At 64.1% G+C, this 26178-nt stretch carries 21 protein-coding genes; 12 read left to right on the top strand and 9 right to left on the bottom strand.

Going from position 1 to position 26178, the window contains the following annotated elements:
• Positions 1–160 precede the first annotated feature (160 nt).
• The 3 genes from aceA (at position 161) to CK226_RS28755 (ending at position 2433) form a co-directional block, all read left to right on the top strand.
• Positions 161–1450: an isocitrate lyase gene (aceA, locus tag CK226_RS28740; protein WP_095775492.1), complete on the top strand. Its 1290-nt coding sequence runs from the start codon at positions 161–163 to the stop codon at positions 1448–1450.
• A 55-nt stretch (positions 1451–1505) separates the two neighbouring features.
• A complete protein-coding gene (locus CK226_RS28745; RefSeq protein ID WP_006202762.1) occupies positions 1506–1748 on the top strand; it encodes a hypothetical protein in 243 nt (80 codons plus the stop codon).
• 241 nt (positions 1749–1989) lie between these two features.
• Complete coding sequence (locus tag CK226_RS28755; protein WP_095775490.1) at positions 1990–2433, top strand: response regulator; 444 nt, start codon at positions 1990–1992, stop codon at positions 2431–2433.
• Between the two features lie 89 nt (positions 2434–2522).
• Here CK226_RS28755 and CK226_RS28760 read toward each other — a convergent pair whose 3' ends face one another.
• Entirely contained in the window at positions 2523–3239 is a 717-nt protein-coding gene (locus CK226_RS28760; protein WP_095793643.1) for an HAD family hydrolase, read from the bottom strand.
• Positions 3240–3382: 143 nt separating this feature from the next.
• Here CK226_RS28760 and CK226_RS28765 point away from each other — a divergent pair, with 143 nt between their 5' ends.
• From CK226_RS28765 to CK226_RS28775, 3 genes are all read left to right on the top strand, one after another.
• A complete protein-coding gene (locus tag CK226_RS28765) occupies positions 3383–4819 on the top strand; it encodes a glutamine synthetase family protein (RefSeq protein WP_179296552.1) in 1437 nt (478 codons plus the stop codon).
• Between the two features lie 116 nt (positions 4820–4935).
• Positions 4936–6222 carry an FAD-binding oxidoreductase gene (locus CK226_RS28770; RefSeq protein WP_095793644.1) on the top strand — a complete coding sequence of 429 codons (1287 nt, stop codon included), beginning with the start codon at positions 4936–4938 and terminating at the stop codon, positions 6220–6222.
• 359 nt (positions 6223–6581) lie between these two features.
• The gene (locus tag CK226_RS28775) at positions 6582–7457 is read left to right on the top strand and encodes an SH3 domain-containing protein (protein ID WP_179301145.1); all 876 of its coding nucleotides are present in this window, start codon (positions 6582–6584) and stop codon (positions 7455–7457) included.
• A 102-nt stretch (positions 7458–7559) separates the two neighbouring features.
• On the opposite strand, the gene CK226_RS28780 is transcribed toward CK226_RS28775, so the two are convergent.
• Entirely contained in the window at positions 7560–8306 is a 747-nt protein-coding gene (locus CK226_RS28780) for an SDR family oxidoreductase (RefSeq protein ID WP_095793683.1), read from the bottom strand.
• A gap of 308 nt (positions 8307–8614) precedes the next feature.
• On the opposite strand from CK226_RS28780, the gene zwf reads away from it, so the two are divergent.
• The 3 genes from zwf (at position 8615) to edd (ending at position 12679) form a co-directional block, all read left to right on the top strand.
• Entirely contained in the window at positions 8615–10087 is a 1473-nt protein-coding gene (gene zwf / locus CK226_RS28785; protein ID WP_095790171.1) for a glucose-6-phosphate dehydrogenase, read from the top strand.
• Positions 10069–10785, top strand: a complete 717-nt coding sequence (gene pgl, locus CK226_RS28790) for a 6-phosphogluconolactonase (protein ID WP_095793646.1) — start codon at positions 10069–10071, stop codon at positions 10783–10785. Before zwf ends, pgl begins: the two co-directional genes overlap by 19 nt.
• Before the next feature lie 70 nt (positions 10786–10855).
• On the top strand, positions 10856–12679 hold the full coding sequence (edd, locus tag CK226_RS28795; RefSeq protein WP_095793647.1) for a phosphogluconate dehydratase: 1824 nt from the start codon (positions 10856–10858) through the stop codon (positions 12677–12679).
• Between the two features lie 66 nt (positions 12680–12745).
• Here the strand turns inward: edd and CK226_RS28800 are convergent, their stop codons facing one another.
• The 4 genes from CK226_RS28800 to CK226_RS28815 all read right to left on the bottom strand — a co-directional run bounded on the left by CK226_RS28800 (position 12746) and on the right by CK226_RS28815 (position 19148).
• Positions 12746–14410, bottom strand: a complete 1665-nt coding sequence (locus CK226_RS28800; protein WP_095793648.1) for a VWA domain-containing protein — start codon at positions 14408–14410, stop codon at positions 12746–12748.
• A gap of 170 nt (positions 14411–14580) precedes the next feature.
• Positions 14581–15543 (bottom strand): GlxA family transcriptional regulator, encoded by a 963-nt coding sequence (locus CK226_RS28805; RefSeq protein ID WP_095775481.1) that lies wholly within the window; start codon positions 15541–15543, stop codon positions 14581–14583.
• Between the two features lie 64 nt (positions 15544–15607).
• Positions 15608–16507, bottom strand: a complete 900-nt coding sequence (folD, locus tag CK226_RS28810) for a bifunctional methylenetetrahydrofolate dehydrogenase/methenyltetrahydrofolate cyclohydrolase FolD (RefSeq protein WP_095793684.1) — start codon at positions 16505–16507, stop codon at positions 15608–15610.
• 181 nt (positions 16508–16688) lie between these two features.
• Entirely contained in the window at positions 16689–19148 is a 2460-nt protein-coding gene (locus CK226_RS28815; protein ID WP_095793649.1) for a GumC family protein, read from the bottom strand.
• Between the two features lie 200 nt (positions 19149–19348).
• On the opposite strand from CK226_RS28815, the gene CK226_RS28820 reads away from it, so the two are divergent.
• Entirely contained in the window at positions 19349–20644 is a 1296-nt protein-coding gene (locus tag CK226_RS28820; RefSeq protein WP_095793650.1) for a lipopolysaccharide biosynthesis protein, read from the top strand.
• 128 nt (positions 20645–20772) lie between these two features.
• Here the strand turns inward: CK226_RS28820 and CK226_RS28825 are convergent, their stop codons facing one another.
• Genes CK226_RS28825 through CK226_RS28835 form a run of 3 tightly spaced genes read right to left on the bottom strand, consistent with a single transcriptional unit; the run spans position 20773 to position 23656 of the window.
• Positions 20773–21696: a DUF6492 family protein gene (locus CK226_RS28825; protein WP_095793651.1), complete on the bottom strand. Its 924-nt coding sequence runs from the start codon at positions 21694–21696 to the stop codon at positions 20773–20775.
• Positions 21693–22487 carry a WecB/TagA/CpsF family glycosyltransferase gene (locus CK226_RS28830; protein ID WP_095775477.1) on the bottom strand — a complete coding sequence of 265 codons (795 nt, stop codon included), beginning with the start codon at positions 22485–22487 and terminating at the stop codon, positions 21693–21695. Before CK226_RS28830 ends, CK226_RS28825 begins: the two co-directional genes overlap by 4 nt.
• Positions 22484–23656, bottom strand: a complete 1173-nt coding sequence (locus tag CK226_RS28835) for a glycosyltransferase family 4 protein (protein WP_095775476.1) — start codon at positions 23654–23656, stop codon at positions 22484–22486. Before CK226_RS28835 ends, CK226_RS28830 begins: the two co-directional genes overlap by 4 nt.
• A gap of 171 nt (positions 23657–23827) precedes the next feature.
• On the opposite strand from CK226_RS28835, the gene CK226_RS28840 reads away from it, so the two are divergent.
• Both CK226_RS28840 and CK226_RS28845 read left to right on the top strand, forming a co-directional pair.
• Positions 23828–24826: a glycosyltransferase gene (locus CK226_RS28840; protein ID WP_095793652.1), complete on the top strand. Its 999-nt coding sequence runs from the start codon at positions 23828–23830 to the stop codon at positions 24824–24826.
• Positions 24795–26120: an O-antigen ligase gene (locus CK226_RS28845; protein ID WP_095793653.1), complete on the top strand. Its 1326-nt coding sequence runs from the start codon at positions 24795–24797 to the stop codon at positions 26118–26120. The genes CK226_RS28840 and CK226_RS28845 overlap by 32 nt, the downstream gene beginning before the upstream one ends.
• Positions 26121–26178: the final 58 nt, after the last annotated feature.

The raw sequence follows: 26178 nt of genomic DNA on the forward strand, positions 1-26178 counted from the left end.
CATCACCCCCCTGTCAAACACAACACAGGTTTTCCCTAATTCTCGGCCACATAGCCTGATTTTTCTGGCTGATTTCGCGCCGCAATGTAAATTCGGTCACATCCAGATGTGCCAGAAGATCGGCGCGTGAACAAAGTCCAGCAATCCTTCGGAGTGACTCATGACCGATTTTTACAATCTCGTTCCCTCGGCGCCGGAAGGTCGCTTCGACGGTATCGAACGTCCCTATTCGCCGGAGGACGTGAAGCGGCTGCGCGGCTCGGTGCAGATCCGCCAGAGTCTCGCCGAAATGGGTGCCAACCGGCTGTGGAAGCTCATCCACGAGGAGGATTTCGTCAACGCGCTCGGCGCCATGTCCGGCAACCAGGGGATGCAGCAGGTCCGCGCCGGACTGAAGGCGATCTATTTGTCGGGCTGGCAGGTCGCCGCCGACGCCAACACCGCCTCGGCGATGTATCCCGACCAGTCGCTCTATCCGGCCAATGCCGCGCCGGAGCTGGTCAAGCGCATCAACCGCACGCTGCAGCGTGCCGACCAGATCGAGACCTCGGAGGGCAACGGGCTTTCGGTCGAGACCTGGTTCGCGCCCATTGTCGCCGACGCCGAAGCCGGCTTCGGCGGGCCGCTCAACGCCTTCGAGATCATGAAGGCGTTCATCGAGGCGGGCGCCGCCGGCGTCCACTACGAGGACCAGCTGGCGTCGGAAAAGAAGTGCGGCCATCTCGGCGGCAAGGTGCTGATCCCGACTGCCGCGCATATCCGCAACCTCAACGCCGCGCGCCTGGCCGCGGATGTGATGGGCACGCCGACCCTGGTCGTGGCACGCACCGACGCCGAAGCCGCGAAGCTTCTGACATCCGACATCGACGAGCGCGACCAGCCCTTCGTCGACTACGATGCCGGACGCACGGTGGAAGGCTTCTACCATGTCAGGAACGGTATCGAGCCCTGCATCGCGCGGGCCGTCGCCTATGCGCCTCACGCGGACCTGATCTGGTGCGAGACCTCGAAGCCGGACCTCGCACAGGCCAAAAAATTCGCCGAGGGCGTGCGCAAGCACCATCCGGGCAAGCTGCTCGCCTACAATTGCTCGCCCTCGTTCAACTGGAGGAAGAATCTCGACGACGCGACGATCGCCAAATTCCAGAGGGAACTCGGCGCCATGGGCTACAAGTTCCAGTTCATCACGCTCGCCGGCTTCCACCAGCTCAACTATGGCATGTTTGAACTGGCGCGTGGCTACAAGGAACGGCAGATGGCGGCCTATTCCGAGTTGCAGGAAGCCGAATTCGCAGCGGAAGCCAATGGCTACACCGCGACCAAGCATCAGCGCGAGGTCGGCACCGGCTATTTCGACGCCGTGTCGATGGCAATCACCGGCGGCAAATCGTCGACCACCGCCATGCATGAATCGACCGAGCACGCACAGTTCAGGCCGGCCGCCGAATAGCGGATCAGAAACACCGAGGAACGCCCAACAGGGCTTCAGACACAGGAGAAGACCAATGGCATCGATAAGCCGCGTCAAGGAACGGGCAGAAGAACAATCGACCACGATGAGCGTCGACCAGCAGGCAACGATCCGCATGCTGGCCAACGATCTGCACAGGCTCAACCAGTCGGTGATGAAGGCAGTCGAGGCCGGCGTCTCGGTGGAGCTGGTGCGCTCGGCGAGGCACCATGGCGGCGACGGCAATTGGGGCGACCTGCTGATCCCGGTGATCGTCACACAGCAGAGCCATGGCTGACCGGAAATCGTTGCAACCGGCCCCTCACCTGCGCAGTGTATGCGCAGGTAAATTATATTTTTATGCAACCGATCCGTGGACAGGGCAGTACAGTACTGTTGCTTGACTCCACTGTCGCAGGAGGCGTTTTCGGAAGCCTTTTATTTCAACTTGACATGGGGTGCGATCTCACGCCAATTGTCGACCAGATTCAACTCTGCATTGAAATAGGGGCGAGTTTCTTGGCCGACTTGGGTGCCCAGTGACTAACAAGGGCGAGACCACAAAACATCCGAATCTGGTAACCCAGGATTCAAGCACCGAGACGATCCGCGGTCCCTCGCAAGTGCTTGTTGTCGGGAAATCGCCGATCAATCGCGTGGTGGTGTCGAAGATCGTCGAGCGATCCGGGCTCAAGCCAATCTCGGAATCGCCCGACATGGCGGCGAAGACCTTGCGAACACTGGTGCCAGGCGTGATCGTTCTGGATGGCGGCGCGGACAACAAGGACTGCGACACCCTGATGTCCGGCATCGAAACGTTGCGACGGGCTTCGGGAAAATCGTTTCCTCCCGTGATCCTGCTTTCAACCAAGACCGGTACGCCGGAGAGCCTGGGCCTGTCGAATTTGATTGACGTCGTGGTCGCCAAGCCGATCACGCCTGAACGGCTGCAACCGGTGATCGATCGCCTGATAAGCCGCTAAGGGCGTCGCCTGACGCGCTTCAGGTCATTGTTCCATGCATGTCGTTCTCCCAAAACCGAGGTCACTTTTGGGCGACGTGCAAAGCGCGATCAACTCCCTCCGGTGATGGTTTGGACCAGTTCGGGCAATTGCCCGAGGTCCGATATCTGGCGAAACCGCGGCTCGGCGAGCGGCGCCTCGACATGCTCGAGCACCCAGGTGAGTTCGTGCGGCACATGAACACCCCAGCCGCCGGCCTCGATGGCCGGCACCACGTCCGACTTCAGCGAATTGCCGACCATCATGCTCTTTGCCGGACCGTCACCGTGGCGGCTGAAAAGGCGGGAATAGGTCGCGGCATTCTTGTCGCTGACGATCTCGACCGCGTCGAACAGGTCGCCGAGGCCGGACCCGGCCAGCTTGCGCTCCTGGTCGAAGAGGTCGCCCTTGGTGATCAGCACGAGGCGGTACGCGCCGGCAAGTTTCTCCACCGTCTCGCGAACATGCGGCAAGACCTCGATCGGGTGGCTCAGCATCTCGCGGCCAGCCTCGAGGATCTGCGCTATGACCGAAGCCGGTACGCGCCCGTCGGTGACCTCGATCGCCGTTTCGATCATCGACAGGGTAAACCCCTTGATGCCGAAGCCATAGACGGCAAGGTTGCGCCGCTCGGCCTCGAGCAATCGCGCCGAAATCTGGTTCTCCTCGCCATGATCGGCAAGCATGGCGGCGAAACGCTTCTCCGTCATGCGGAAGAACTGTTCGTTCTGCCAAAGCGTGTCGTCTGCGTCGAAGCCAATGGTCGTCAGTTCGTCGTTGTTTCGCATCGATGCCTTCCGGGTTGCGAGCCGTACGAACCTAGGCCGGCCGACGTGATTTTCAACCGGCACGAGGAATGCCGGCAGCACCTCCCCTTCCCTTAAACGGTGGGGCACGGCTATACTCCGAAATCCGCAACCCAATCTGGTGAATGATGCCGCCTGCAAAAAAGGAAGTCCGTCCGTCGAGCCGCGGAGGACGAGCGCGTACGCCTGCCTTCGTGAAAAACCTGCGTGGTGTGAAGAACTGGAAGGAAGTCAGCGAGTGGCTGGAATGGCGCGGCATCGAGGACATCGAATGCATCACGCCTGATCAGGCGGGCGTGGCCCGCGGCAAGATGATGCCGTCGAAGAAATTCACCTCCAACACCTCGCTGGCGCTGCCTTCGGCCGTTTTCATGACGACGATTTCCGGCGGCTATCCTGAAGACGGCAACGGCTTCCACTATCCTGAGGACGACGGCGACCTCAAGCTGATGCCGGACCTGTCGACGCTGACAGTGGTGCCCTGGGAAGAAGACCCGACGGCCGCTGTCATCTGCGACCTCGTCCACCAGGACGGCCGCTCGGTCGAATTCACGCCGCGTAATGTGCTGAAGCGCGTGCTTGCCGCCTATGACAAGCTCGGGCTGAGGCCGGTGGTGGCGCCCGAGATCGAGTTCTACCTGGTGCGCAAGAATCCGGACCCGGACTATCCGCTCACCCCGCCCGTCGGTCGCTCGGGCCGTGCGATCGGCGGCGGCGCCGGCTATTCGATCGCCGGCGTCAACGAGTTCGACGAACTGATCGACGACATCTACCACTTCTCCGAAAGCCAGGGCCTGGAAATCGACACGCTCATCCATGAAGAGGGCGCCGGCCAGCTCGAGATCAATCTGCGCCACGGCGACCCGATCGAGCTCGCCGACCAGGTGTTCATGTTCAAGCGCACCATCCGTGAAGCCGCGCTCAAGCACGAGATCTACGCCACCTTCATGGCCAAGCCGATCCAGGGCCAGCCGGGTTCGGCCATGCATATCCACCAGTCGATCATCGACAAGAAGACCGGCAAGAACATTTTTTCGGCCGAGGACGGCTCGGAGACCGAGGCGTTCTTCCATTTCATCGGCGGCATGCAGAAACACGTGCCGAACGCGCTGGTGATGTTCGCGCCCTATGTCAATTCCTACCGGCGGCTGACGCAGGCGGCCTCGGCTCCGGTCAACAACAAATGGGGCTATGACAACCGCACCACGGCGTTCCGCGTGCCGCGTTCGGATCCGGCGGCGCGGCGAGTCGAAAACCGTATCCCGTCCTCCGATGCCAATCCCTACCTGGCGCTGGCGGCTTCGCTTGCCTGCGGGCTGATCGGCATCACCAGGAAGGTCAAGGCCGAGCCGCCGGTGCTGACGACCGCCAATGCGGACGAGATCGACCTGCCGCGCAGCCTGCTCGAAGCCGTCGACCTGTTCGAGGGCGACGAGGAACTCTGCGCGCTGCTGGGCAAATCCTTCGCCGCCACCTATGCGGCGATCAAGCGGGCGGAATTCGAGACCTTCATGGAAGTGATCAGCCCGTGGGAGCGGGAGTATCTTCTGCTCAACGTATGAGCGGCGACGCTTGAATGGTGAATAGTGAATGGTGAGTAGCTTCATACTGGATGGATGAGCGCAGACGGTTGCGGTCTCTCACAGCCATTCGCTATTCACCATTCTTTGGCGTTCCCATGTCTTACCAATCCCCCATTTCTCCCGGCCGCTCCTGGTATGAGGACACGGCCGGGCCTCAGCCTGAGTATCCAGCGCTCGACGGCGACCGAAAATGCGATGTCGTCGTTGTCGGTGGCGGGTTCACAGGCCTGTCAGCGGCGGTTCACCTGGCGAAGGCCGGAGCAGATGTGGTGCTCATCGAATCGTATCGCTTCGGTGACGGCGCATCGGGCCGCAACGGCGGCCAGCTCGGCACCGGCCAGCGCGCCTGGGCAGAAGATCTGGAGGCCGAATACGGCCTGTCCCGCGCCAAGGCGCTGTTCGATCTCGCCGAAGAGGCGAAGGCGCATCTCATCGAATTCGCCGCAGCCAACCAGATCGATATCGACTACATGCCGGGCCAGCTCTCGGTGGCGCACAAGCCGCGCCATGTCGACGACTACAAGGCGCATGCCGAGATCATGGCCGGCCGTTTCTCCTATCCGTACATCTCCTTCATGGATGCGAAGGAGACGGCGGAGCGGCTCGGCTCGACCGCCTATTTCGGCGGCACGCGCGACACCGGCACCGGCCATATCCATCCGATGAAGCTGGTGATCGGCACGGCGCGGGTGGCTGCGCAGGCCGGCGCGCGGCTGTTCGAAGGGACGCCGTCGACCGGCATCGTTTCCGCTGGCGGCAAGGTCAGGGTTTCCACGCCAAGAGGTACCGTGACGGCGCAGAAATGCCTGATCGCGGTCAACGCCTATGGCGGCACGCTCGAACCGGTAAGTGCCGCGCACATCATGCCGATCGGCTCCTTCATCGGTGCGACCGTGCCTTTGGGGGCGGATTCGAAAGTGCTGCCCGGCGGTGAGTCCGTCGATGATTCGCGCTTCGTGGTGCGCTATTTCCGCAAATCGAGGGACGGCCGGTTGCTGTTCGGCGGACGCGAGGTCTATGGCGTCAACGACCCGAAGGATATCCACATCCACATTCGCCGCCAGATCGTAGAGCTCTATCCGGCGCTGAAGGATATCGAGATCACCCATGGCTGGGGCGGCTATGTCGGCATCACCGTGCCGAGGAAACCATTCGTGCGCGAAGTGATGCCCAACGTGATCTCGGCCGGCGGCTATTCCGGCCACGGTGTCATGCTGTCGAACTTCTTCGGCAAGCTCTATGCCGAGACCGTCGCCGGCAATCGCGACCGGCTGAAACTGATCGAGGATCTGAAAATTCCGCCATTTCCCGGCGGCCGCCGTTTCCGCACGCCGCTGCTTTTCCTGGCTCTCAACTGGTTCGCCCTGCGCGACCGGATCTAGGGGAATATTGGCCAAAAGCGCCCCCCCGGTTAGGGAAACCATATAGGCCTGAAGTGAGTCGCATGGACCCGGTTCGACGCGACGCGCCTCGTGCTCGGTCCAATCGCCATCACGATCTGATGTAATATTGTAATATTCATTGCCCTTGCGACACATTGCGGAAATGGCGGCAAAGGCGCAGAATCCTTTATAATGGCGTACTGATGCCACAATCGGGGGCGAAAGGTTCGCGCTTCTGGGCGACTATTCGGGGATTGCTGCGGGCTTGCCCGTGTTGATTTTTGGGACCGATGCCGATCAGACACCGGACTTGCGGCAATGATCGAAAGAACATCGGCCCGCTTATGGAGGTGGCGAGAGTGAGAGAGCCCTTCAGTTTCGGTGCTCCGGAACGTCGGCGCTTTGCCATGCAGTTTGGATACGACATGCGGCCGTCCTTCTGGCAGGGAGTCCGTTCGAACTCGCATCTGGTGATTGCCGCGGTGGGCACCGCCGCGCTGCTCGGCGTGGCCGCGGTGGCGCTCTGGCTGGCATTGCCGACGAGCGAGCGGCAGGCAGCTGCCAGCCAGGAACAGAGTATTCCGGCCATTCCGGTGAAAACGACGAAGATCGTCCCCGCCGGAACCACGGTGGCCGCGGCGACCGTGCCGCAGCCCGCCCGCAAGTCCGATCAGGTCTCGCCGACGATGGCGGCGGCGAAAGCAAACATACAAGCGCTGGCGGCCAATGATCCCCGCTGGACGGGAGCGCAGCCGAAGGCCGCTTCGGCGGCACCCGATCAGGCGGCTGCCTCCAGCCAAGCGGCCAATCAGGCTAAGCCGACGCCGGTCAAGCCGGCTGTCGCGGCGGCATTCGCGCCACCGGCGACCGATACCGATGCCGCCAGCGAACTTGCCAAGGTTGCGGCGCCCGCACCAGCGGCAAGCAGCAATCCGGATGGAGCCAAGACCGCCGCGATCCCTGAAGTGCAGCCACAGGCGCCCGAACAGCAGCCGACGGCGAGTGATGATGGCAGCAAGTCCAAGGCCAAACCACAAAAGGTGGCGGCGGCCGGCAACGGGCGAATCCTGAGACCGGTGACCATGCGCAGCGGCCCGAAGAAGAACGCAGCCGCCATCGTCACCGTGCCGGCAAGAACCTCGGTGCAGGTGATGAACTGCAAGCAATGGTGTCAGATCGTCTACAACGGCAAGACAGGCTGGGTCTACAAGAGCTACATCAAGACCGGCGGCTGATGTACCGGCGCATTTGCGGCTGAGGCCGTACGTTGCCGGTACAAGTCAAACTCGAAGTCGCGGGCACTGTCGAACCGACCGGCGCCACGATGACGATGCGCTTCAGATGCAACGGCCGCCATCGACCTCCAGCGCCACGCCGGTGATGAAGGCGGCTTCGTCCGATGCCAGCCAGAGTGCGGCATTGGCGATATCGAGTGGGGTCGAAAGCCGGCCGAGCGGGATCGAGGCGCGGAAAGTCTGGCGAATCTCGGGCGTGTCGGCGCCCATGAACTTCTCCAGCATGCCGGTTTCGCCGGCGACCGGGCAGAGGCAATTGACGCGAATGTTCTTTGGCGCGAGTTCCACCGCCATCGACTTGGTGGCGGTGATCGCCCAACCTTTCGAGGCATTGTACCAGGTGAGGCCGGGCCGTGGCCTGAGGCCAGCGGTGGAGGCCGTGGTCAGGATGACGCCGCCACCTTGCCGCTCCATGATCGGCACCACGGCAAGAGCCGCGTGATAGATCGCCTTCATGTTGACAGCGGTGATGAGGTCGAAGGTTTCCTCGTCGATCTTCAGCATGTCGCCGTTGCGGTGGGTGTAACCGGCATTGTTGACCATGATGTCGATGCGGCCGAAGGCGCTCTTGGCGGCATAGACCATCTCGTCGAATTCGGAGCGCAGCGAGACATCGGTCTGCGTCCAGATCGCCGCCTCGCCTATCTCGCCGGCGACGCGCTCCGCCCCCTTGGCGTTGAGGTCGGCGACAACGACTTTGGCGCCCTCCTGCGCGAAGCGCTTGGCCATGCCTTCGCCGAAGCCGGATGCCGCGCCGGTGATGATGGCAACCTTGTTTTCCAGACGCATGCTTTTCCCGCTCATCGATGTCTTCCCGGAACCATAAGGCGGCTGACCGGCGCGGCCCATGCCGCGACAGACAAGGCGCCATTTCTCCCTTAGCTTTCGTCACATTCACGTTCTATGCTGCAACTGCGAAAGCTTCCGGAGTCTTCGTTCACCGACAAGCCTCCGGCAAGCGCCAGTGTCAAGCGCACATGTGGACCCAATCAATATCCAGCGATTGGTCCTCGATGTGACACCATGGCACTGGAAAATTTAAATCGATTAGAATATATCAGCCGCGTACTCGCGACCGGCGTCAAAGCGGACAGACCATGACCAGCCAGATCATTCCCGTCGACCCTTTCGACTTCATCATTTTCGGCGGCACCGGCGACCTGTCGGAACGCAAGCTTCTGCCGTCGCTCTATTATCGCCAGCGCGACCATCAATTCTCCGAGCCGACACGCATCATCGGCACATCGCGCTCGAAAATGAGCGACGATGAATTCCGCGCCTTCGCCAGCCAGGCGATCTCCGACCACGTCAAGCCGGCCGATATCGACGCCAAGGAGCTGAAGACCTTCCTGGCGCGGCTTTCCTATGTCTCCGCCGATGCCACAAATGGCGCCGGCTTTGACAAGCTCAAGAAGGCGATCGGCGAGAGCGAGAGCATCCGCGCCTTCTATCTGGCCGTCGCACCGGCGCTGTTCGGCGATATCTCGCACAAGCTCAAAGAACACAAACTGATCACGCCGAATTCGCGCATCGTGCTGGAGAAGCCGATCGGCCGCGACCTTGCCTCGGCGCAGGCGCTCAACGATCTGGTCGGCGACGACTTCCACGAAAGCCAGATCTTCCGCATCGACCATTACCTCGGCAAGGAGACGGTGCAGAACCTGATGGCGCTGCGCTTTGCCAACGCGCTCTACGAGCCGCTGTGGAACTCCGCCCATATCGACCACGTGCAGATCACCGTGGCCGAGACCGTCGGCCTGGAAGACCGCGTCACCTATTACGACAAGGCCGGCGCGCTGCGCGACATGGTGCAGAACCACATGCTGCAGCTGCTCTGCCTCGTCGCCATGGAGGCGCCGTCATCGATGGACGCCGACGCCGTGCGCGACGAGAAGCTCAAGGTGCTGCGGGCGCTGAAGCGCATCAACGGCAACGAGGCGCCGAAGCACACGGTGCGCGGCCAGTACCGCGCCGGTGCATCGGCCGGCGGGCCGGTGAAAGGCTATGTCGAGGAGCTCGGCAAGGACAGCAACACCGAAACCTTCGTCGCCATCAAGGCCGAGATCGGCACCTGGCGCTGGGCTGGCGTTCCGTTCTACCTCAGGACCGGCAAGCGGCTGGCGACCCGGGTTTCGGAAATCGTCATCGAATTCAAACCGATCCCGCATTCGATCTTCGGTGACAGCGGTGCCGGACCGATCTTCGCCAACCAGCTGGTCATCCGCCTGCAGCCGGACGAAGGCGTGAAGCAGTTCATCATGATCAAGGATCCAGGCCCGGGCGGCATGCGGCTGCGCCAAATCTCGCTCGACATGAGCTTCGCGCAGTCCTTCGACGGCCGCGCGCCCGATGCCTATGAAAGGCTGATCATGGACGTCATCCGCGGCAACCAGACGCTGTTCATGCGCCGCGACGAGGTCGAGGCGGCGTGGAAATGGATCGACCCGATCCAGAATGCCTGGGAAGGCGCCAAGCAGGAAGCACAGGGCTATACGGCAGGCACATGGGGGCCGTCGGCCTCGATAGCGCTGATCGAACGTGACGGGCGGACATGGCACGAGAGCAATTGAACGGCGCCAGCTACAACTGGAACGCTTTCCCCGACCGGCCGCACCTGGCCGCGGCGCTGGCCGGCCGCGTCGCCGATCGGCTGACCAGGGCAATCGGCGAGCGCGGCACGGCCGTGCTGGCCGTCTCCGGCGGCACGACGCCGGCAAAATTCTTTGCCGCCCTTTCGGTGATGCCGATCGCCTGGGACAAGGTGATCGTGACGCTGGTCGACGAGCGTTTCGTACCGGCCTCCTCGCCGCGCTCCAATGCCGGGCTGGTGGCCGCCAATCTCTTGCAGAACGCCGCCAAGGCGGCGCGCTTCGTGCCGCTCTACCATGAGGCATCGGGCATCGAGGATGCGGCGGCGTCCGACGATGCCGCACTGCGCTCCCTGCCCTGGCCGCTCGATGTCGTGGTGCTCGGCATGGGGCCGGACGGCCACACCGCCTCGTTCTTTCCCGATGCCGACGATCTGGCCAAGCTGCTCGACCCAGCGTCGGACAGGATCATCCTGCCGGTCCACGCGGCCAGTGCGGGCGAGCCGCGGCTGACCCTGACGCTGGCGCGCATCATCGATGCCGGCTTCATCGCGCTGCACATAGAGGGCGAGGACAAGCGCACCGCCTTCGACGGCGCGGTCGCGCCCGGGCCGCGAAAGCCGATCCGCGCCGTGCTCGACGCCGCTCCCAGGCCCGTAGAGGTTTTCTGGGCGCCCTGATTTTAGATTTAGTGGTCCCGGCAACGGCGGGAGGATGTTTCCGGGACCTCGCCTGAAAGGACCGACCGCCATGACCGCAAGACGCGACATCGAAGCCATCACGGAGCGCATCCGCCAACGTTCGAAGGCGGGCCGCGAACGTTATCTCGGCCGTATCGCCGAAGCGTCGAACCAGACCGCCAACCGGTCGGTGCTGTCCTGCGGCAACCTCGCCCACGGCTTTGCGGTGTGCAGCCCCTCGGAAAAGCTGGCGCTCGGCGCCGACAAGGTGCCCAATCTCGGCATCATCACCTCCTACAACGACATGCTGTCGGCGCATCAGCCCTTCGAGACCTTCCCTGCCCTGATCAAGGAGGCCGCGCGCGAGGCCGGCGGCATCGCCCAGGTGGCCGGCGGCGTGCCGGCGATGTGCGATGGCGTCACGCAGGGCCAGCCCGGCATGGAATTGTCGCTGTTTTCGCGCGACGTGATCGCCATGTCGGCGGCGGTCGGCCTGTCGCACAACATGTTCGACGCCGCTGTCTTTCTCGGCGTCTGCGACAAGATCGTACCGGGACTGGTGATCGCGGCGCTGACGTTCGGCCATCTGCCGGCGGTGTTCATCCCGGCCGGACCGATGACGACCGGGCTGCCCAATGACGAGAAGGCCAAGGTCCGCCAGCTCTATGCCGAGGGCAAGGCAGGACGCGCCGAACTGCTGGAAGCCGAGTCCAAGTCCTACCATGGGCCGGGCACCTGCACTTTCTACGGCACGGCGAATTCCAACCAGATGCTGATGGAGATCATGGGCCTGCACACGCCCGGCGCCTCCTTCGTCAATCCCGGCACGCCGTTGCGTGATGCGCTGACCCGCGAGGCGACGAAGCGGGCGCTGGCCATCACCGCGCTCGGCAACGCCTATACGCCGGTCGGGCGGATGATCGACGAGCGGTCGATCGTCAACGGCGTCGTCGGCCTGCATGCCACCGGCGGCTCGACCAACCACACCATCCACCTGATCGCCATGGCGGCGGCGGCCGGCATCGCGCTGACCTGGCAGGATATTTCCGACCTGTCGGAAGCAGTGCCGCTTCTGGCCCGCGTCTACCCGAACGGGCTTGCCGACGTGAACCATTTCCATGCCGCCGGCGGGCTCGGCTTCCTGATCCGCGAACTGCTCGACGAAGGCGTGCTGCACGAGGATGTGCAGACGGTGTGGGGCGAAGGCCTGCGACCCTACGCGGTCGAGGCAAAGCTCGGCGCCGATGGCTCGGTGGTGCGCGAGGCCTCGCCGCAGGCCAGCGGCGACGAAAAGGTGCTGGCGCCGTTCAGCAAGGCGTTCCAGCCGACCGGCGGCCTGAAGGTGCTGGCGGGCAATCTCGGCCACGCCGTTATCAAGACCTCCGCCGTCAAGCCGGAACGGCGCATCATCGAGGCGCCGGCCAAGGTGTTCGACAGCCAGCAGGGCCTGAACGACGCGTTCAAGGCCGGCACGCTCACCGGCGATTTCATCGCCGTCATCCGCTTCCAGGGCCCGAAGGCCAACGGCATGCCGGAACTGCACAAGCTGACCACAGTGCTCGGCATCCTGCAGGATCGCGGCCAGCGCGTGGCGCTGGTCACCGACGGGCGCATGTCGGGCGCTTCCGGCAAGGTGCCGGCGGCGATCCATGTGACGCCGGAAGCCGTCGAGGACGGGCCGATCGCCCGGATCCATGAAGGCGACATCATCCGTCTCGACGCCGATGCCGGCACGCTGGAAGTGCTGGTGCCGGGGACCGAGTTCGCGTTGCGCCGCACCGCTGAAGCCGATCTCATCGGCAACGAGTTCGGCTTCGGCCGCGAGCTGTTCGCCGGCTTCCGGCAGCTGGTGGGCCGCGCCGACCATGGCGCCAGCGCTTTCGGAACGGCGTGACGTGATCCGTCTCATCCATGAAAAAGGGCGGCTCGTGGCCGCCCTTTTTACATTATCCATGCGATCCTATTGCACCGTCAACTCAGCCCGCTCGCCGGCCTTGACCGTCACAGTGCCTTCCTTCGAGCTGTTGTCCGATTTCTCCGAGACGACGGCGTAGTCACCCACCGGTATCGCCGCCTGATACTTCTGGTCGTATGCGTAGCCAAGCGACTTGCGGTTGCCGTTGATGTCCTTCTTGGTTTCGAAAATCTCAATCTTCGAGGCTCCGGGCGCGGTGATCGCCAGCACGCCGGCATTCATGGCGACCTTCACATCCTGAAATTCGCCGACCTTGACGTTGAACGGCTGCTCGACGACGGCAAGATCGACCGTCGCAATCAACACATAGTCATCAGGCGGCAGATCGAACTTGCTGTCGGGACCATAGGCATAGGTCACCTCCTCCCGGGTTCCGTCGATCTTCTTTTTCGCCTTCACGACCTTGAAGCCGATGCCCGAACCGTCGGCCTTGTCGCCGCCGGCTGTATAATAGGCGTTGGCAACGACATGTCCGACGCCGGCGATGATGTCCTTTTCGACTGTCTTGCCGGCAGCGAGCGGTATCGTCTCGGAAGCCACGCCCTGGCCGATCGTGACCGTCACTTTCTCCTCGCCGGCCGGCAACACGGTCTTGGTGGTCCCATAGTAGGTCGCGGGATTATCGGCACCTGGGTAGTCGATCACGACGGCCGCGCCATCGACAACATCCGCCCCCGCGCTTGGTCGCGGATGAATGATGAGCGTGCCGGCATTCAAGGTGAAGAGCGGCTTGGCGACCTGGCCTGCCTCGATCTTGACCTTCTGCTCCACCTTGGCCTCGCCGTCGCGCGCGACGATGACGTAATCGCCCGGTTCCAGATTGGCTTTGTAGGCGCCATATTCGGTGGTGACGTTGTCGCCACGCGTGCCGTCGGACTTTGCCTTGTAGACTTCCCAGGCATTGCCGTCGGTGACCGGATCACCGCCCTCGGCAAGCACCGCCGTCGGCATGAAATTGAATTCCGGCTTGGCAGGCTCGGGGGCAGGCGCCGGTGCGGGAGCCGGTTCAGGCGCGGGTGCCGGCGCCGGGGCAGCGACGGTTTCGACCAGGGCTTCCTGCAGCGCCTTCTCATCGGAGGCCCGGATGTACTTGCCGCCGGTGTTTTCGGCCAGGCAAGCGATCTGCTTGCCCTCGTCGGCTGTCAATCCGAAGCCGACGACATCGGCGGTGAAATCGACGCCGGATGCCTTGAGTTCCTTGCCCAGTGCACAGGGGTCACCGCCGCAGGTTTCCAACCCATCGGTGATCAGGACGACGGTTGCCTTGTCCTCGGTGTATCTCAGCGCTTCCGCCGCCTGCTTGACGGCCGCCGTCAACGGCGTCTTGCCAAGGAATTTCAAACTGTCGGCGGCATCCGTGATGGCGCTTGCCGAGCCTGCCTGAGGCGGCACGATCAACTGGATGTCGTCGCAGCTGCCTTTTTCGCGATGGCCATAGGCCATGAAGCCGATCTCGTCGTCGGCGGGAACCGATTGAAGCACGGTCCTCAGCGATTCCCTGGCGATTTCGAGCTTGGGCTTGCCGTCGATCTGTGCCCACATCGAGCCGGAAGCGTCGAGAATGATGATGACCTTGTTGGCGGCGAAGCCTACCGTCGTCATGAAAAACAGGAGGATCGCCGCAGCGATGCTCCGCGCAAATACTGCCATCGAAATCTCCTGAGTTAGCCCCCTAATCCGCACAGGGAAGCTATTTGAGGCTGCTTCAGGACACAAGCCCGGCGCGGCCGTCTCACTCAGGCCCCCGGAGCGGAGACAAAGCGTTCGTGCGGCGGGATCGCCCCGGCAGCAGGCGTCTTGAAGCCAGATCGAAGCCCGGCTCAGTAGGTGGTGCGGCGCTCTTCGGAGGGCGGCCGGCCGAACTGCAGCCGGTAGCTCTGGGCGAAATAGGAATGCGAGGTGAAGCCGGTCGCGATCGCCACGTCGAGGATCGGCATGTTGGTCTGGCGCAGCAATTCGCGCGCCCGCTCCAGCCGCAGCCGCATGTAGTAGCGGCCGGGCGTCACGTTGAGGTGGCGCAGGAACAGACGCTCGACCTGGCGCACCGAAAGGCCAGCCGATTTGGCGAGTTGCACCGCCGACAGCGGCTCATCGAGGTGGTCGGCCATCAGTTCGACGATGCGCCTCAGCTTCTCCGACTTGCCGGTCAGATCGCGCTCCGGCCCGACACGCTGGCGGTCGCCGGCCGAGCGGATGCGCTCGTGCTGGAACTGGTTGGCGACGCCATTGGCGAGGTTCGAGCCGAAATCGCCGCGCACGATCTCCAGCATCAGGTCGATCGAGGTGGTGCCGCCGGCGCAGGTGTAGCGCTTGCGATCGATCTCGAAGACATTGCCGGTGCAGTTGATGTCGGGGAAGCGCTCCATGAAGCCGGCGCGGTTTTCCCAATGGATGGTGCAGCGGTAACCGTCGAGCTGGCCGGCCTCGGCCAGCAGGTAGGACCCGACCGACAGCGCGCCGAGCGCGTTGCCGCGCCGGCCCCAGCTGCGCAACGCCGCCAGAACCTTGCTCTTGCCGGGAAATTCCGTCGTCAGGCCGACCGAAACGAAAAGGATGTCGACCGGCGGCAGGTCGGCGACGGCATAGTCGATCTTGAGCGGCAGGCCGTTGGACGCCATCACCGGATCGCCATCGGCGGACACCGTGGTCCAGCCATAGAAATCGCGGCCGAGCAGACGGTTCGCCGACCGGAAGGTGTCGATCGCCGCGGCCAGCGAGAACATGGAAAACTTGTCGACCAGCAGGAAGGCGAACTGCCGGCCACCTTGAACGGGATCAGTCATGACCGGCCGTTCCGGGGAAATGGTGGGGTTCGGCAAAACTGGCGCTTTCAGGGTCAACCCGGGCTCAGAAGGAGGGCCGCTTCAATCCGGCCGCAAGGTAGGCAGAAGCTAACGTATTGGCCATCAGCATGGCAATGGTCATCGGCCCGACACCGCCGGGCACCGGCGTGATGGCGCCGGCCTGCCCGGCCGCCTCGGCATAGGCGACATCGCCGACGAGGCGCGACTTGCCCTCGCCCTTCTCGGGCGCGGGAATGCGGTTGATGCCGACATCGATGACGGTGGCGCCCGGCTTCACCCAATCCCCCTTGATCATTTCCGGCCGGCCGACGGCGGCGACCAGGATGTCCGCGGTGCGGGCAAGCGCCGGCAGATCCTTGGTGCGGCTGTGGGCGATGGTGACGGTGCAGTTGGCGGCAAGCAGCAGATTGGCCATCGGCTTGCCGACGATGTTGGAGCGGCCGACGACGACGGCGTTGAGGCCGGACAGGTCCTTGCCGCGCACGCGCTCGATCAGAAGCATGGAGCCGGCCGGCGTGCAGGGAACGAAGGCCGTGTCGAGTTCGCCCGTGCCGAGCTTGCCGACATTGATGAAATGGAAGCCGTCGACATCCTTCTGAGGCGCAATCGCCTGGATGATCTTGCCGGCGTCGATATGGGCGGGCAGCGGCAGCTGCACCAGGATGCCGTTGATGGCCGGATCGGCGTTGAGGTCGGCGATGATCTTGAGCAGCGCCTCTTGGGAAGTCTCCGCCGGCAGCGTGTGCTGGAGCGAATGAAAGCCGCATTCCTTGGCGGTGCGCGATTTGGAAGCGACATAGACCTGGCTCGCCGGATCCTCGCCGACGATGACCACGGCCAGACCAGGCTTGGCGTTGCCTTTGGCGCCCAGCTCGGCGGTCAACGCCTTGACCGTCCGCACCACATCCTCGGCAACGCTCTTTCCGTCAATCACTTCGGCCATGAACATCCTCAACCCTGTTTCGCGCGACGCCGCTTTCGAGACGCAATGTCCCCGCGACGGCAACATGCAGCGCGGCATTGTCACGAAAATTTCGGCACGCAATCCCGTCAAAGCGCCGTCCCATGCCGTTTACGCGAAAACCGGGATGGTTTTGTTCGGCCTCGGCAACGTATCTTGTGGCTCAGAAGTAGCGGCGGCGGGCGCGGCTCTCGGTGAGTTCGCGGACCGCCTCGCGGAATTCGCGCAGGCTGGCACGAATTTCCTCGATCGGCGCCTGTTCGGCGCCTTCCTCAACCGGCGAAGGCTCCACCGATGGCTGGGGTTGATACGCCGGCGGCGCGGCCTGCGGCGGATACGGCATGTGCCCGGCATTGGGCGCCATGGCCTGGGTATAGGGGTAACCTGCAGGGGGATAGGGCGGCGGAGCCGGATAGATCGGCAATGGCGGCATCAGGGGCGACCGCGACGGCGGCCCCATCGGCTGGGAATAGGAGGCATCGAAGCCTGGCGGGAAAGGCGGCCGCGAATAGACCGACGACCGCGGCATGAAGGCGGAATCCGGGTTCGGGAAGCCTGAGGGCATGGCAGCATCCGCCGGCCGCGCATTGTCGCCAAAGGGGGCGAATTCGCTGTCATCGTCCAGTTCGGCGGATGGCTTGCGGGAGAGAACATTGCGCAATTTCGCCATGATCGCGGCGACACGCCCGGGGCGTCCGGCGGGAGCGGCTTCGGCCTGTGCCAAGGGCGGTGGCGGTGCTGGCGGCGGGGGTGGCACCGGCGGCACGGGCGCTGCCGGCATTGGCGGCGCGGGCGGCTGCGCCGCCCGGAATGCCTGGTCTTCGACAGGCGCCTTGCGGTCGCGGCGCGAGCGCGATGCGGCGGTCTCGCGCAGGCTTTCATAGGCGCCGCGCATGGCACCGAGGCCAATTCCAGAGGCAAGCCCCAGAAGCAGACCGGCAAGGGCCATCACGGCCCGCGACGGACCTTTGGCCTCGAGCGGTGCGAAGGCCTTGGAGATCACATTCATGTTGGCGGTGTTGATATCCTTCTGCTCGCCGGTCTCCTTGGCGCGCAGCAGATATTGTTCGTAGACGGAGCGCTTGGCGGCGGCCTCGCGCTCCAGTTCGCGCATCGACACCAAATCGCTGTTGACGTCGCCGCTGCGCACCTTGAGCTGGGCAAGGCGGGACGAGAGATCCTGTTCCAACTGGACGGCGCGTTTCAGATCGACCTGCAGCGAGGAAGCGATGCGGCGCAACTCGCCGGCGATGCGGTCGCGCGCCCCGGCAATCTGTGCGTTCAGCGCCTGGAGTTCAGGATGACGCGGGCCCAGCCGGATGGCGGCACGGTCCGCCTCCTGCTTGAGCGTTGCATATTGCGAACGCAGATCGCTCATCGTGTTGGAATTGATCTCTTCCGGTAAGGTGCCGGCGAGAACCGAATTCACGTCGATCGAGCGCGCCGAAGCCGCCCTTGCATTGAGCTCCAGCGTGCGGGCGCGGGCGACCGAGAGCTGCTCGTTGAGCTTCAGCATCTCATCGTCGCTGATCAGATGACCCTGTGCGTCGACGAGGTCATGCGACGCTCTGAACTCCTCGACCTTGCGTTCGGCTGCCTCGACGCCCTTGCGCAGTTCATCGAGCCTTGCCGTCAGTTCGTCGGTCGCACGGCCGGCCGTAGCGGACTGGATCTGACCGAAGGTCTGCAGGAACACATCCGTCATCGTGTTGGCGATGAGCGCCGACTTCTCGCCGTTCTGCGTGATCGCGCTGACGGTGATGACGAAAGTCTTGCCGCCACGCTCGACAGACAGGCTTTCGGCCAGATTGCCAACGGCGAGCGCACGCCGGCGGACCTCGTCGGCGCCGCTCGGGCCGTCCTGGTGCGGGAGAATCGAGCGAATGAGAGATCTGATGCCGAGGCCGCCGGCACCCTGGCCATTGAACTCCGGATCGTTGGCCAGGTTGAGCTTATCGACGACCTTGTTCAAGACCGTGCCCGAGGTCAGCACCCGGACCTGGTTTTCAACGATGGCGAGCGTGGCGTCGGAAGCGACCACATTCTGGGTAAGGTCCCGGTCGGTGAGCTTGAGGTCGCGCGGGTCAACGATCAGTTCAGCGGTGGCTTCATATTTCTTCGGTGTCGACAGCGCGATCGCGATGCCGAGCCCGGCACCGATCAGGGTGGTGGTGATGATCAGCAGTTTCGACCTGGCAATGCCACGGACGACCTGCATCGGATCGATCAGCGGCTTCCACTGTTGATCGTCCTGGCGGGATCCGGACGTGTCATGCGAGCGAGTGCTGCCGGAAGGTTCTTCAGCGGATTGCCTTGAATACGGCATGGCCGGCGGAAGATCGCCGGCGTCCTCTTGTGCGCGCCAGACGTCGTCCCCTGCAGCCGCTTCCGGCTCTGTCCGGAAGCGCTCTGTTCCGGCGGCGGCAGACGGCGCTGGGTTCGCCCGCACCTCACGCCGTGAACGGGCAAGGCGATGGCGCGTGGCGGCATCCTCGCGCCAAGCAGAATCTGCGCGATCGCCTATCGAGACCAGGGATGCGTCATCCTCACCGCGCATGGCCTGGCCGAGCGCCAGCAATGAACGCTCGCGCCTCCAGTCTTCACGGTTTTCCCTGTCGACCATTATCTTGGAGCTTCACTATTTGGCCGCTGGGGCAGCGGCGGTCGGCTACTCGTTAAGCCACGCTAAACAAGCATAGGAAACAAAAAGTTAATTTCGGCATGCCGGCATGTAAGCTTTTCATAACCTCAAGTGTCGGAATTTCAGTGCTTTCGGGCCTCAGAACGGCACGTTAAGCTTTCCCGCCTATGGCTTCCCGGCGCATGACCGAAGCTCGCGGCATACCGCAAAGGCGTAGTTTCACCCGGATCGGCACTTTCGTGGCCGAGCGACGGGGGCTGGTGCGCGATTATTTTTCGGCGATCAGCGGCGCCGGCGGGCGGCTGGTGTTTTCGCTGGCCTATTTCATCGCCCTCGCCAACACTTTGTCGATCTCCGAATTCGGCATGTTCGCCACCGCCTCGGCGGCCGGCGTGATGCTGTCGCGGATCCTGGCCTTCGGTTTCATCTCGGCGCTCTACCGCACCGCCACCATCCGCCCCAATCTGATCGGCACCTTCACAGCCGGCTTCCTGCTGCTCGGCGTCATTTCGCTGCCGTTCCTGGCGTTGGCCTCGTTCGGGGTCTACCTGATGTTCTTTGCCGGCACCGTGCCGCTGTCGGTGTTTTCGGCGATCGTGTTTGCCGAAGCGCTGTTGTGGCGGCCGGTCGAGGTGGCGCTGATCGTCAACAACGGGCTGGGCAAATTCGGGCGCGCCGCGATCCTGGCAATCCTGGCAACGGCACTGCGGGCGCTTGGCGCGGTGCTGTTCATGGTCTCGGCGCAGCACAGCATCTGGGCGTGGTCGTGGTTCTATATCGGCGCCAACGCCGCCTCGCTGCTTCTGGCTTTCGGCTGGTTCTATCCACGCCAAAGACTGCGGCTGCGCATCGAGCTTTATCTCAGGCGGCTTGCCGATTCCATTTACGTCGCCGGCGCGGAAGTGCTGTTCTACCTGCAGTCGGAATTCGACAAGCTGCTGGTGCTGGCGATCGGCGGCCCGCATCTGGCCGGCATCTATGCCATCATCATGCGGCTGGTCGACCTGACCGCGATCCCGATCCGCACCTTCTCGATGATGCTGGTGCAACGCATGATGCGCGCGCCGGACCTGTTGTCGCGGCTGGCGGTCAAGAGCGGCATCGAGGGCGGCGTGTTCGTCGTTTCGACGCTGGCGCTGCTGGCGCTCGGCATCGTGCTGCACTTCTTCCCCAACGCCCTCGGCAGGAACGTCTCCGAGGCCGCGCCGCTGGTGGCGCTGGCAATCTGCGTTCCGGGATTGCGCAATCTGGTCGAATACCAGGCGGAGCTGTTGTTCGCGCGCGGCCAGACGGCGGTGCGGGCGCTCAATCTCGGTTTGCTCGCCGCCCTGAAGGCACTGCTTTTGACCTATGTGCTGACCACCATCGCCGACACGTCGAAGCTGGTACTGTCGCTCAACATGGTCTTCCTGATGCTCTATCTCGCTTCGATGCTGCTGACTTATTCGGCGCTGCGCAGGCCGGCGAAGGCGATCTGAATTCAGGTGAGGCCGGCCTGCAAACAGCGGCTCCCTGCGCTTCCGGTGCTTACGTACTGTAGTACGCTCCGCTCCGGTTCTCGGAAGCCACTGTTTTCGGCTCGTCCTAACCTGAATTCCTGCTCAGGCTAACCCAATCCGATCAAGCGGCGGATGCGGCCGATATCGGTGCCGATGAAGGATTGCATGCCGATCGCCACCTGCTCCGGCGCCATGCCGGCAACGAAGCGGCGAAACTCGTCGTCCGATAACGCCTCTCCCGTCCAGTGGACGCGGCAGAATTCCTCCGAACCGTGGAAGTGGCCGGCGCCGTCCAGCAGATCGTCGACATAGCGGCCATAGATCATGCATTCGGAGAATCTGCGCGCCGAGCCGACCACCTCGACCCAGGCGCGACCATGGACCTTCTCGATCTGGCCGCACATGGCAAGCACGGTGTCGCGGCGCCAGGCGATCAGCGTCGAGATATAATCGTGGGTCGACGTCCGCGACGGGTCGATGCCAAGCGCGGAACCCGCATTGCGCGACCAGACGCGATGCTCGTCGTGACCGTCATCGGCAAGCACGCCGTCGCGGCGGAACAGCCGCGCCTTGCCGTCGCGCCAGAAGGCGGTGCAGTCGAAGGCCTTCAGGAAGGCGACGTCGGAATCGCAGAAGACCAGAACGTCCTCCCTGGCATGCGCCGCAATGGCGATGCGGCGCAGCTGCTGCACGTGCCAGCCGCGCAGCGGTTGCGTTTTCAGGCTGAACCAGACACGTCGGCGGAACAGGCTGAGCGGATCGTCGAAGGCGCGCAGCCAGCGCGGCAGCACGTCGCGCTCGTCGACAACAGTGCACCGGCCAGTCTCCAACTGCCGGAAAAGCGCGACGTCGCGGTGTTCGACCAGGATGTAATGGTGCGCGGCGCCGGAGACGTGCCGGTCAAGTGTCTCGCACAACAGGCGGCAGCGCTCGAAATCCGGCGCGTAGCTTGCCGTCACCACCGCCGCCGTCGGCGTCTTCGGCAACAGGCCAGGGTCGACGAGAGCGTCTGGAACGAACCTTTTGTTCAACGGAGCTCTCCGGCCGTTTCGGCGCCATGCGACCATCTCTGCTTGACGACCCGCCACAGGAACACCGGATTGCCGACGACGTAGCGGCGCCAGAGCCGGCCCGGCTCGACCGCCAGCCGGAACAGCCATTCCAGGCGCAGGCGGCGCATCCAGAGCGGCGCGCGCGGCACCGAGCCACTCAGGAAATCCAGCAGAGCGCCGACCGCGACCGGCATCGTGCAGTGGCGTTCGTCGATGTGGCGGGCGATCCACAGTTCCTGGCGGGGCACGCCCATGGCGACCAGCAGCATATCGGGCCGCAGCGTCGCGATCCGGCCGATGATCTCCGGCTCCTGCGCGGCGGAGAAATAGCCGTCATGAATGACCACGAAATTGTGCTGCACGGCAAGGGCCGCCAGCTTGACCGACGCCGCCTCGGCGTTGACACGCGTCGCGCCGAGCAGCCCGACGGTCAGCGGCCGCGTCGAGGCCTGCAAGAAGGCCGGCACGAAGTCGGTGCCGTTGAGATTGTCCGGAAAGGGCGCGCCATAGAGGAGCCGTGCGGCGAGATCGACGCCGATGCCGTCCGGCAGGATGAGGAAATCGTCGAGCGCCTCGGCGAAGGCCGGGTCTGAATGGGCGATGTTGGCATTGTGGGCGTTGAGGAAACTGACCTTGGTGAAGCGCCGCTCGGCGATCAGGCGGGTGAGCAGGGCGATGGCATCGTCCCAACGGATGGCGAGCACGGAGATGCCAAGGATCGTCTTCAAGCTGTCGAGCCCGAATGCGGCGCGGGCGGTGTGCATATTCATGCGAACACCTCCTGCCTGACGGCCCCGAGTTTTTCCAAGCCGAGCCGGATGGCGACGTCCAGCGCCTTGACCTGCTGGTGATGGAACGCGCCGCCATCGACGTCCCGGACGCCGGCGGCCGCAGCCTCCAGGGCCCTGGCGAAGCCGGCCGGATCGTCGGTGACGATGCAATTGTCGGGGCGATGGTCGATGCCGCGCAATGAGCGGCTGGTGGCGACCGAGGGCAGGCCGAGTTCGAAGGTCTCGATGGTCTTCAGCTGCACGCCGCTGCCCGCGGTGCTGATCAGCGGGATGACAGCCGCGCCGCACACGAACGCCCTGGCATCCGGGACACGGCCGACAAACTCGACGCCCGGATGCGCCGAGGTGGCGCCTGAGGGCATGTGGCCGGCGATGCGGATGCGAAAACCGGGCCGCAGATGCGGCACCACCTTGCCCAGGAACCAGTCCAGGCCGATGCGGTTCGGCTGCCAGGTCCAGGTGCCGATCAACGCAGCGTCGCAGTCGATCCGGCGCGGGCCGTTGCGGGTTGGCGCCTTGGCGCCGGTCACCAGCGGCAGCACCGCCGATCGGTCAGCGGCAGCGACGCCGAGTGCCGCCCGGTCTTCCTCGGCCAGCGTGAAGACAAAGCGCGCGCGGCGGCAGAGACGCTCTTCCACGACCTTGAGCAGCCTTGCCTCGCGGCGGAACAGCAGGCGCTGGAAGGGGCCGCCGGCAGCAGCCGCGTTCTCCCGCGCCGAGAGATGCTCGACATTGTGGGCGACGAAGACAGAAGGCTTGTCTTCGAAGAGCTTTTCGAAGGCGCCGGCGAACTGGACGGAATTCAGCACATAGCCATCGAACGGCCCGGCCCGCTCGAGAGCGGCCTGCACTTCGCGCTCGGACACCGCACGCAGCTTGACCGAGGCGAAGGTGAGGCCCGACAGCATGGCCTTGCCGACCCAGGCGAGCTTTTGCAGCGCTGAGGCGCTTTCCGTGCGCACGTCGATCGCACCCAGCACCACGGTGTTTTCCGGATCGGCCGCGGCCTTCCCGGGCCAGGTGAAACCGATGACCGTGACGCGCGCGCCGGCGCGCCGCAACGCAGCGATGATCGCAGCATTGGCGATCTCGTAGCCCGAGGCGAGAGCGCCGTCGGGCACGATCGATGTAACGAACAGCAGATGCATCTCACCTATCCTGTGGTGTAGCCGGTAGCAAAGCGCGGTGAACCCTTGATTAAGCGAGCACAATCAACGGCCGAACGCCCCTGCCCGACGGGCCCCTCCGTGCAAGGTGATTAACGAAACCTTATCACCGTGGTGCTACCAGAACGCGACTCACCATGTGGTTGGACACGGATGATCCCTTTGCCATCGGATGGTTCGGTATCGATCGCTGGACGGTCTCCCCGGCTTAACGTGGAGGCTGTCGAAGCGGTCGTCACCTTGCCGACCTTCAAGCGGCCCGAACAGGTGCTGGAAACGCTGGCTTCGCTGCGCGCACAGCGGACCGGCAGGCGCTTTGCCGTCATCGTCATGGAGAACGAAGCCGAGGCGCGGGAAGGCGCCAAGGCGGTGCTGCCGCTGGTCGAGCGCGGCGAGATGCCGGGCATGGTCATCATCGCGCATGAGCGCGGCAATTGCAGCGCCTACAATGCCGGCTGGCAGACGGCGATCCTGCACTTTCCGAACTTCAGGCATCTGCTGGTCATCGACGATGACGAGATCGCCGATCCGCACTGGCTGGAACGCATGTGCACGGCTGCCGAGACGCTCGGCGCCGATATTGTCGGCGGCCCGCAGGTGCCTGTCTTCGCAGACGCTGCCCATGCGAGATGGGCCGAGCATCCGGTGTTCGCGCCGCCCTACCGCGAGACGGGACGCGTGCCGGCGCTCTATTCGTCCGGCAATCTTCTGGTCGGCCGTAACGTGCTGATCGCCATGGGGCCGCCCTTCCTCGATCTCAGATTCAACTTCATGGGCGGCGGCGACTCCGACTTTCTCAGCCGGGCGGCGCAGAAGGGCTTTGTGCTCGGCTGGTGTGCCGAGGCCAAGGTTCGCGAGACCGTCCCGGCGCGGCGCGTCGAGGCCAACTGGGTCCGGGCCCGCAGCCTACGCAACGGCGTGATCTCGACGCTGGTCGAGAAGAAGAAGCGCGCCGGCACGCCGCTGGCCGGCGCCAAGGTGTTGGCGAAAAGCCTGGCGCTGCTGGCCGCTTCGCCGTTTCGCGGCCTGATCCGGCTGGCGCGCACAGGATCGCCGGCGATCGCCATCTACCCCGTCCATGTGGCGCTCGGCCGAGTTCTGGCCGAATTCGGATATGCCAATGAGCAGTATCGCCAGCCCGAGAAAAACTGAGCGCGCGCCGCTCAGCGACGCGTTCACGCGCGACGGCGTGGCGACGGCCATCGCCGCACTTCTGTTCACCGTCATCATGGTGTCCTTCCGCCCGTTCCAGCCCGCAGGCGCCGAACTCACCGGCGACGGCGGCGACATCGTCAACCAGCTCGGCTTCGGTTCGCTCGGCGCCGTTTCGATCTTCTCGCTGATGGCCTTTGCCGATCCGCGCATCGTGCGCTCGCTGTTCAGCCTGTCCTGGGTGCTGATGCTGGGTTTCTTCTTCCTGTCGGTGGTGCTGGCGACCGACCCGCTCTCGGCGATGCGCGCCGCGTCCTTCACCATGATCGGCATCCTGACCATGGCAACGATCCTGGCGCTGCCGCGTGACGCCGAGTCCTTCTCGAAAGTCATCATCTTCACCGCCGTGGTGGTGATGGGCCTTTCCTATGTCGGCCTGATCGTCTTTCCGCTCGAAGCGCTGCACACGGCCGATTCCCAGGAGCCCGAACATGCGGGCCTGTGGCGCGGCGTGTTCACCCACAAGAACATCGCCGGCCCGATCATGGCCTGCTTCAGTTTCGCCGGCCTCTACCTCTACCGGCGCGGGCAACGCTGGTGGGGCGCGGGAATCTTCTGCGCGGCGATGATCTTCATGCTGCACACCGGCTCCAAGACCACCGCCGGCCTGGTGCCGTTCTCGATCCTGATCGTCGTTCTGCCGAGCCTGATTGGCATGCGGCTCGGCACGCCGATCCTGTTTACACTGGCGATCATCGCCACCGCGGTCGGCACGCTGGGCATCGTCTTCCTGCCGCCGGTGAAGCATCTGGCGGCGATCTATTTTCCCGACATGACCTATACCGGCCGCACGACGCTGTGGGAGTTCGCCGGCTCGATGCTGGCGAAGAAACCCTGGACCGGCTACGGCTATGAGAGTTTCTGGGGCACGCCCCTGCTGCTCAACCAGGACCAACCCTTCGACCGGCCGTGGGACATCCGGACCATCGTGCACGGCCATGACGGCTATCTCGACATCGCCGTGTTGATGGGCATCCCCGCCCTTTGCGTGGCGGCCTACACCTTCCTCATCGCGCCACTGCGCGACTACATGCGCATTCCGCTGCGCAAGGAAAATATCTATCTCGGCGACTTCTTCATGATGGTGGTGCTGTTCACCGCGCTTAACGCTTTCCTCGAAAGCTTCTTCTTCCATCGCGGCGACCCGGTCTGGCTGTTCTTCGTGCTCGGCGTGCTTGGCCTGAGGCAAGTGTCGCTGCGGCCGATCCCGGTGCGTGGCTGCCGCCCGGCCTGACAGGGGCTTCCCCAGGGAACCGTGAGCGTCTATGTCAAAGCCTTCCTTCGGAGGGCTT

Source organism: Mesorhizobium sp. WSM4311, from assembly GCF_002295115.1.
Classification (GTDB): Bacteria; Pseudomonadota; Alphaproteobacteria; order Rhizobiales; family Rhizobiaceae; genus Mesorhizobium.

Bases quoted from the DNA above. Each gene is read 5' to 3' on its own strand.
- aceA (WP_095775492.1), top strand. From the start codon at position 161: ATGACCGATTTTTACAATCTCGTTCCCTCGGCGCCGGAAGGTCGCTTC.
- CK226_RS28745 (WP_006202762.1), top strand. From the start codon at position 1,506: ATGGCATCGATAAGCCGCGTCAAGGAACGGGCAGAAGAACAATCGACC.
- CK226_RS28760 (WP_095793643.1), bottom strand. From the start codon at position 3,239: ATGCGAAACAACGACGAACTGACGACCATTGGCTTCGACGCAGACGAC.
- CK226_RS28765 (WP_179296552.1), top strand. From the start codon at position 3,383: ATGATGCCGCCTGCAAAAAAGGAAGTCCGTCCGTCGAGCCGCGGAGGA.
- CK226_RS28770 (WP_095793644.1), top strand. From the start codon at position 4,936: ATGTCTTACCAATCCCCCATTTCTCCCGGCCGCTCCTGGTATGAGGAC.
- CK226_RS28780 (WP_095793683.1), bottom strand. From the start codon at position 8,306: ATGCGTCTGGAAAACAAGGTTGCCATCATCACCGGCGCGGCATCCGGC.
- zwf (WP_095790171.1), top strand. From the start codon at position 8,615: ATGACCAGCCAGATCATTCCCGTCGACCCTTTCGACTTCATCATTTTC.
- pgl (WP_095793646.1), top strand. From the start codon at position 10,069: ATGGCACGAGAGCAATTGAACGGCGCCAGCTACAACTGGAACGCTTTC.
- edd (WP_095793647.1), top strand. From the start codon at position 10,856: ATGACCGCAAGACGCGACATCGAAGCCATCACGGAGCGCATCCGCCAA.
- CK226_RS28800 (WP_095793648.1), bottom strand. From the start codon at position 14,410: ATGGCAGTATTTGCGCGGAGCATCGCTGCGGCGATCCTCCTGTTTTTC.
- CK226_RS28805 (WP_095775481.1), bottom strand. From the start codon at position 15,543: ATGACTGATCCCGTTCAAGGTGGCCGGCAGTTCGCCTTCCTGCTGGTC.
- folD (WP_095793684.1), bottom strand. From the start codon at position 16,507: ATGGCCGAAGTGATTGACGGAAAGAGCGTTGCCGAGGATGTGGTGCGG.
- CK226_RS28815 (WP_095793649.1), bottom strand. From the start codon at position 19,148: ATGGTCGACAGGGAAAACCGTGAAGACTGGAGGCGCGAGCGTTCATTG.
- CK226_RS28820 (WP_095793650.1), top strand. From the start codon at position 19,349: ATGACCGAAGCTCGCGGCATACCGCAAAGGCGTAGTTTCACCCGGATC.
- CK226_RS28830 (WP_095775477.1), bottom strand. From the start codon at position 22,487: ATGAATATGCACACCGCCCGCGCCGCATTCGGGCTCGACAGCTTGAAG.
- CK226_RS28835 (WP_095775476.1), bottom strand. From the start codon at position 23,656: ATGCATCTGCTGTTCGTTACATCGATCGTGCCCGACGGCGCTCTCGCC.
- CK226_RS28840 (WP_095793652.1), top strand. From the start codon at position 23,828: ATGATCCCTTTGCCATCGGATGGTTCGGTATCGATCGCTGGACGGTCT.
- CK226_RS28845 (WP_095793653.1), top strand. From the start codon at position 24,795: ATGAGCAGTATCGCCAGCCCGAGAAAAACTGAGCGCGCGCCGCTCAGC.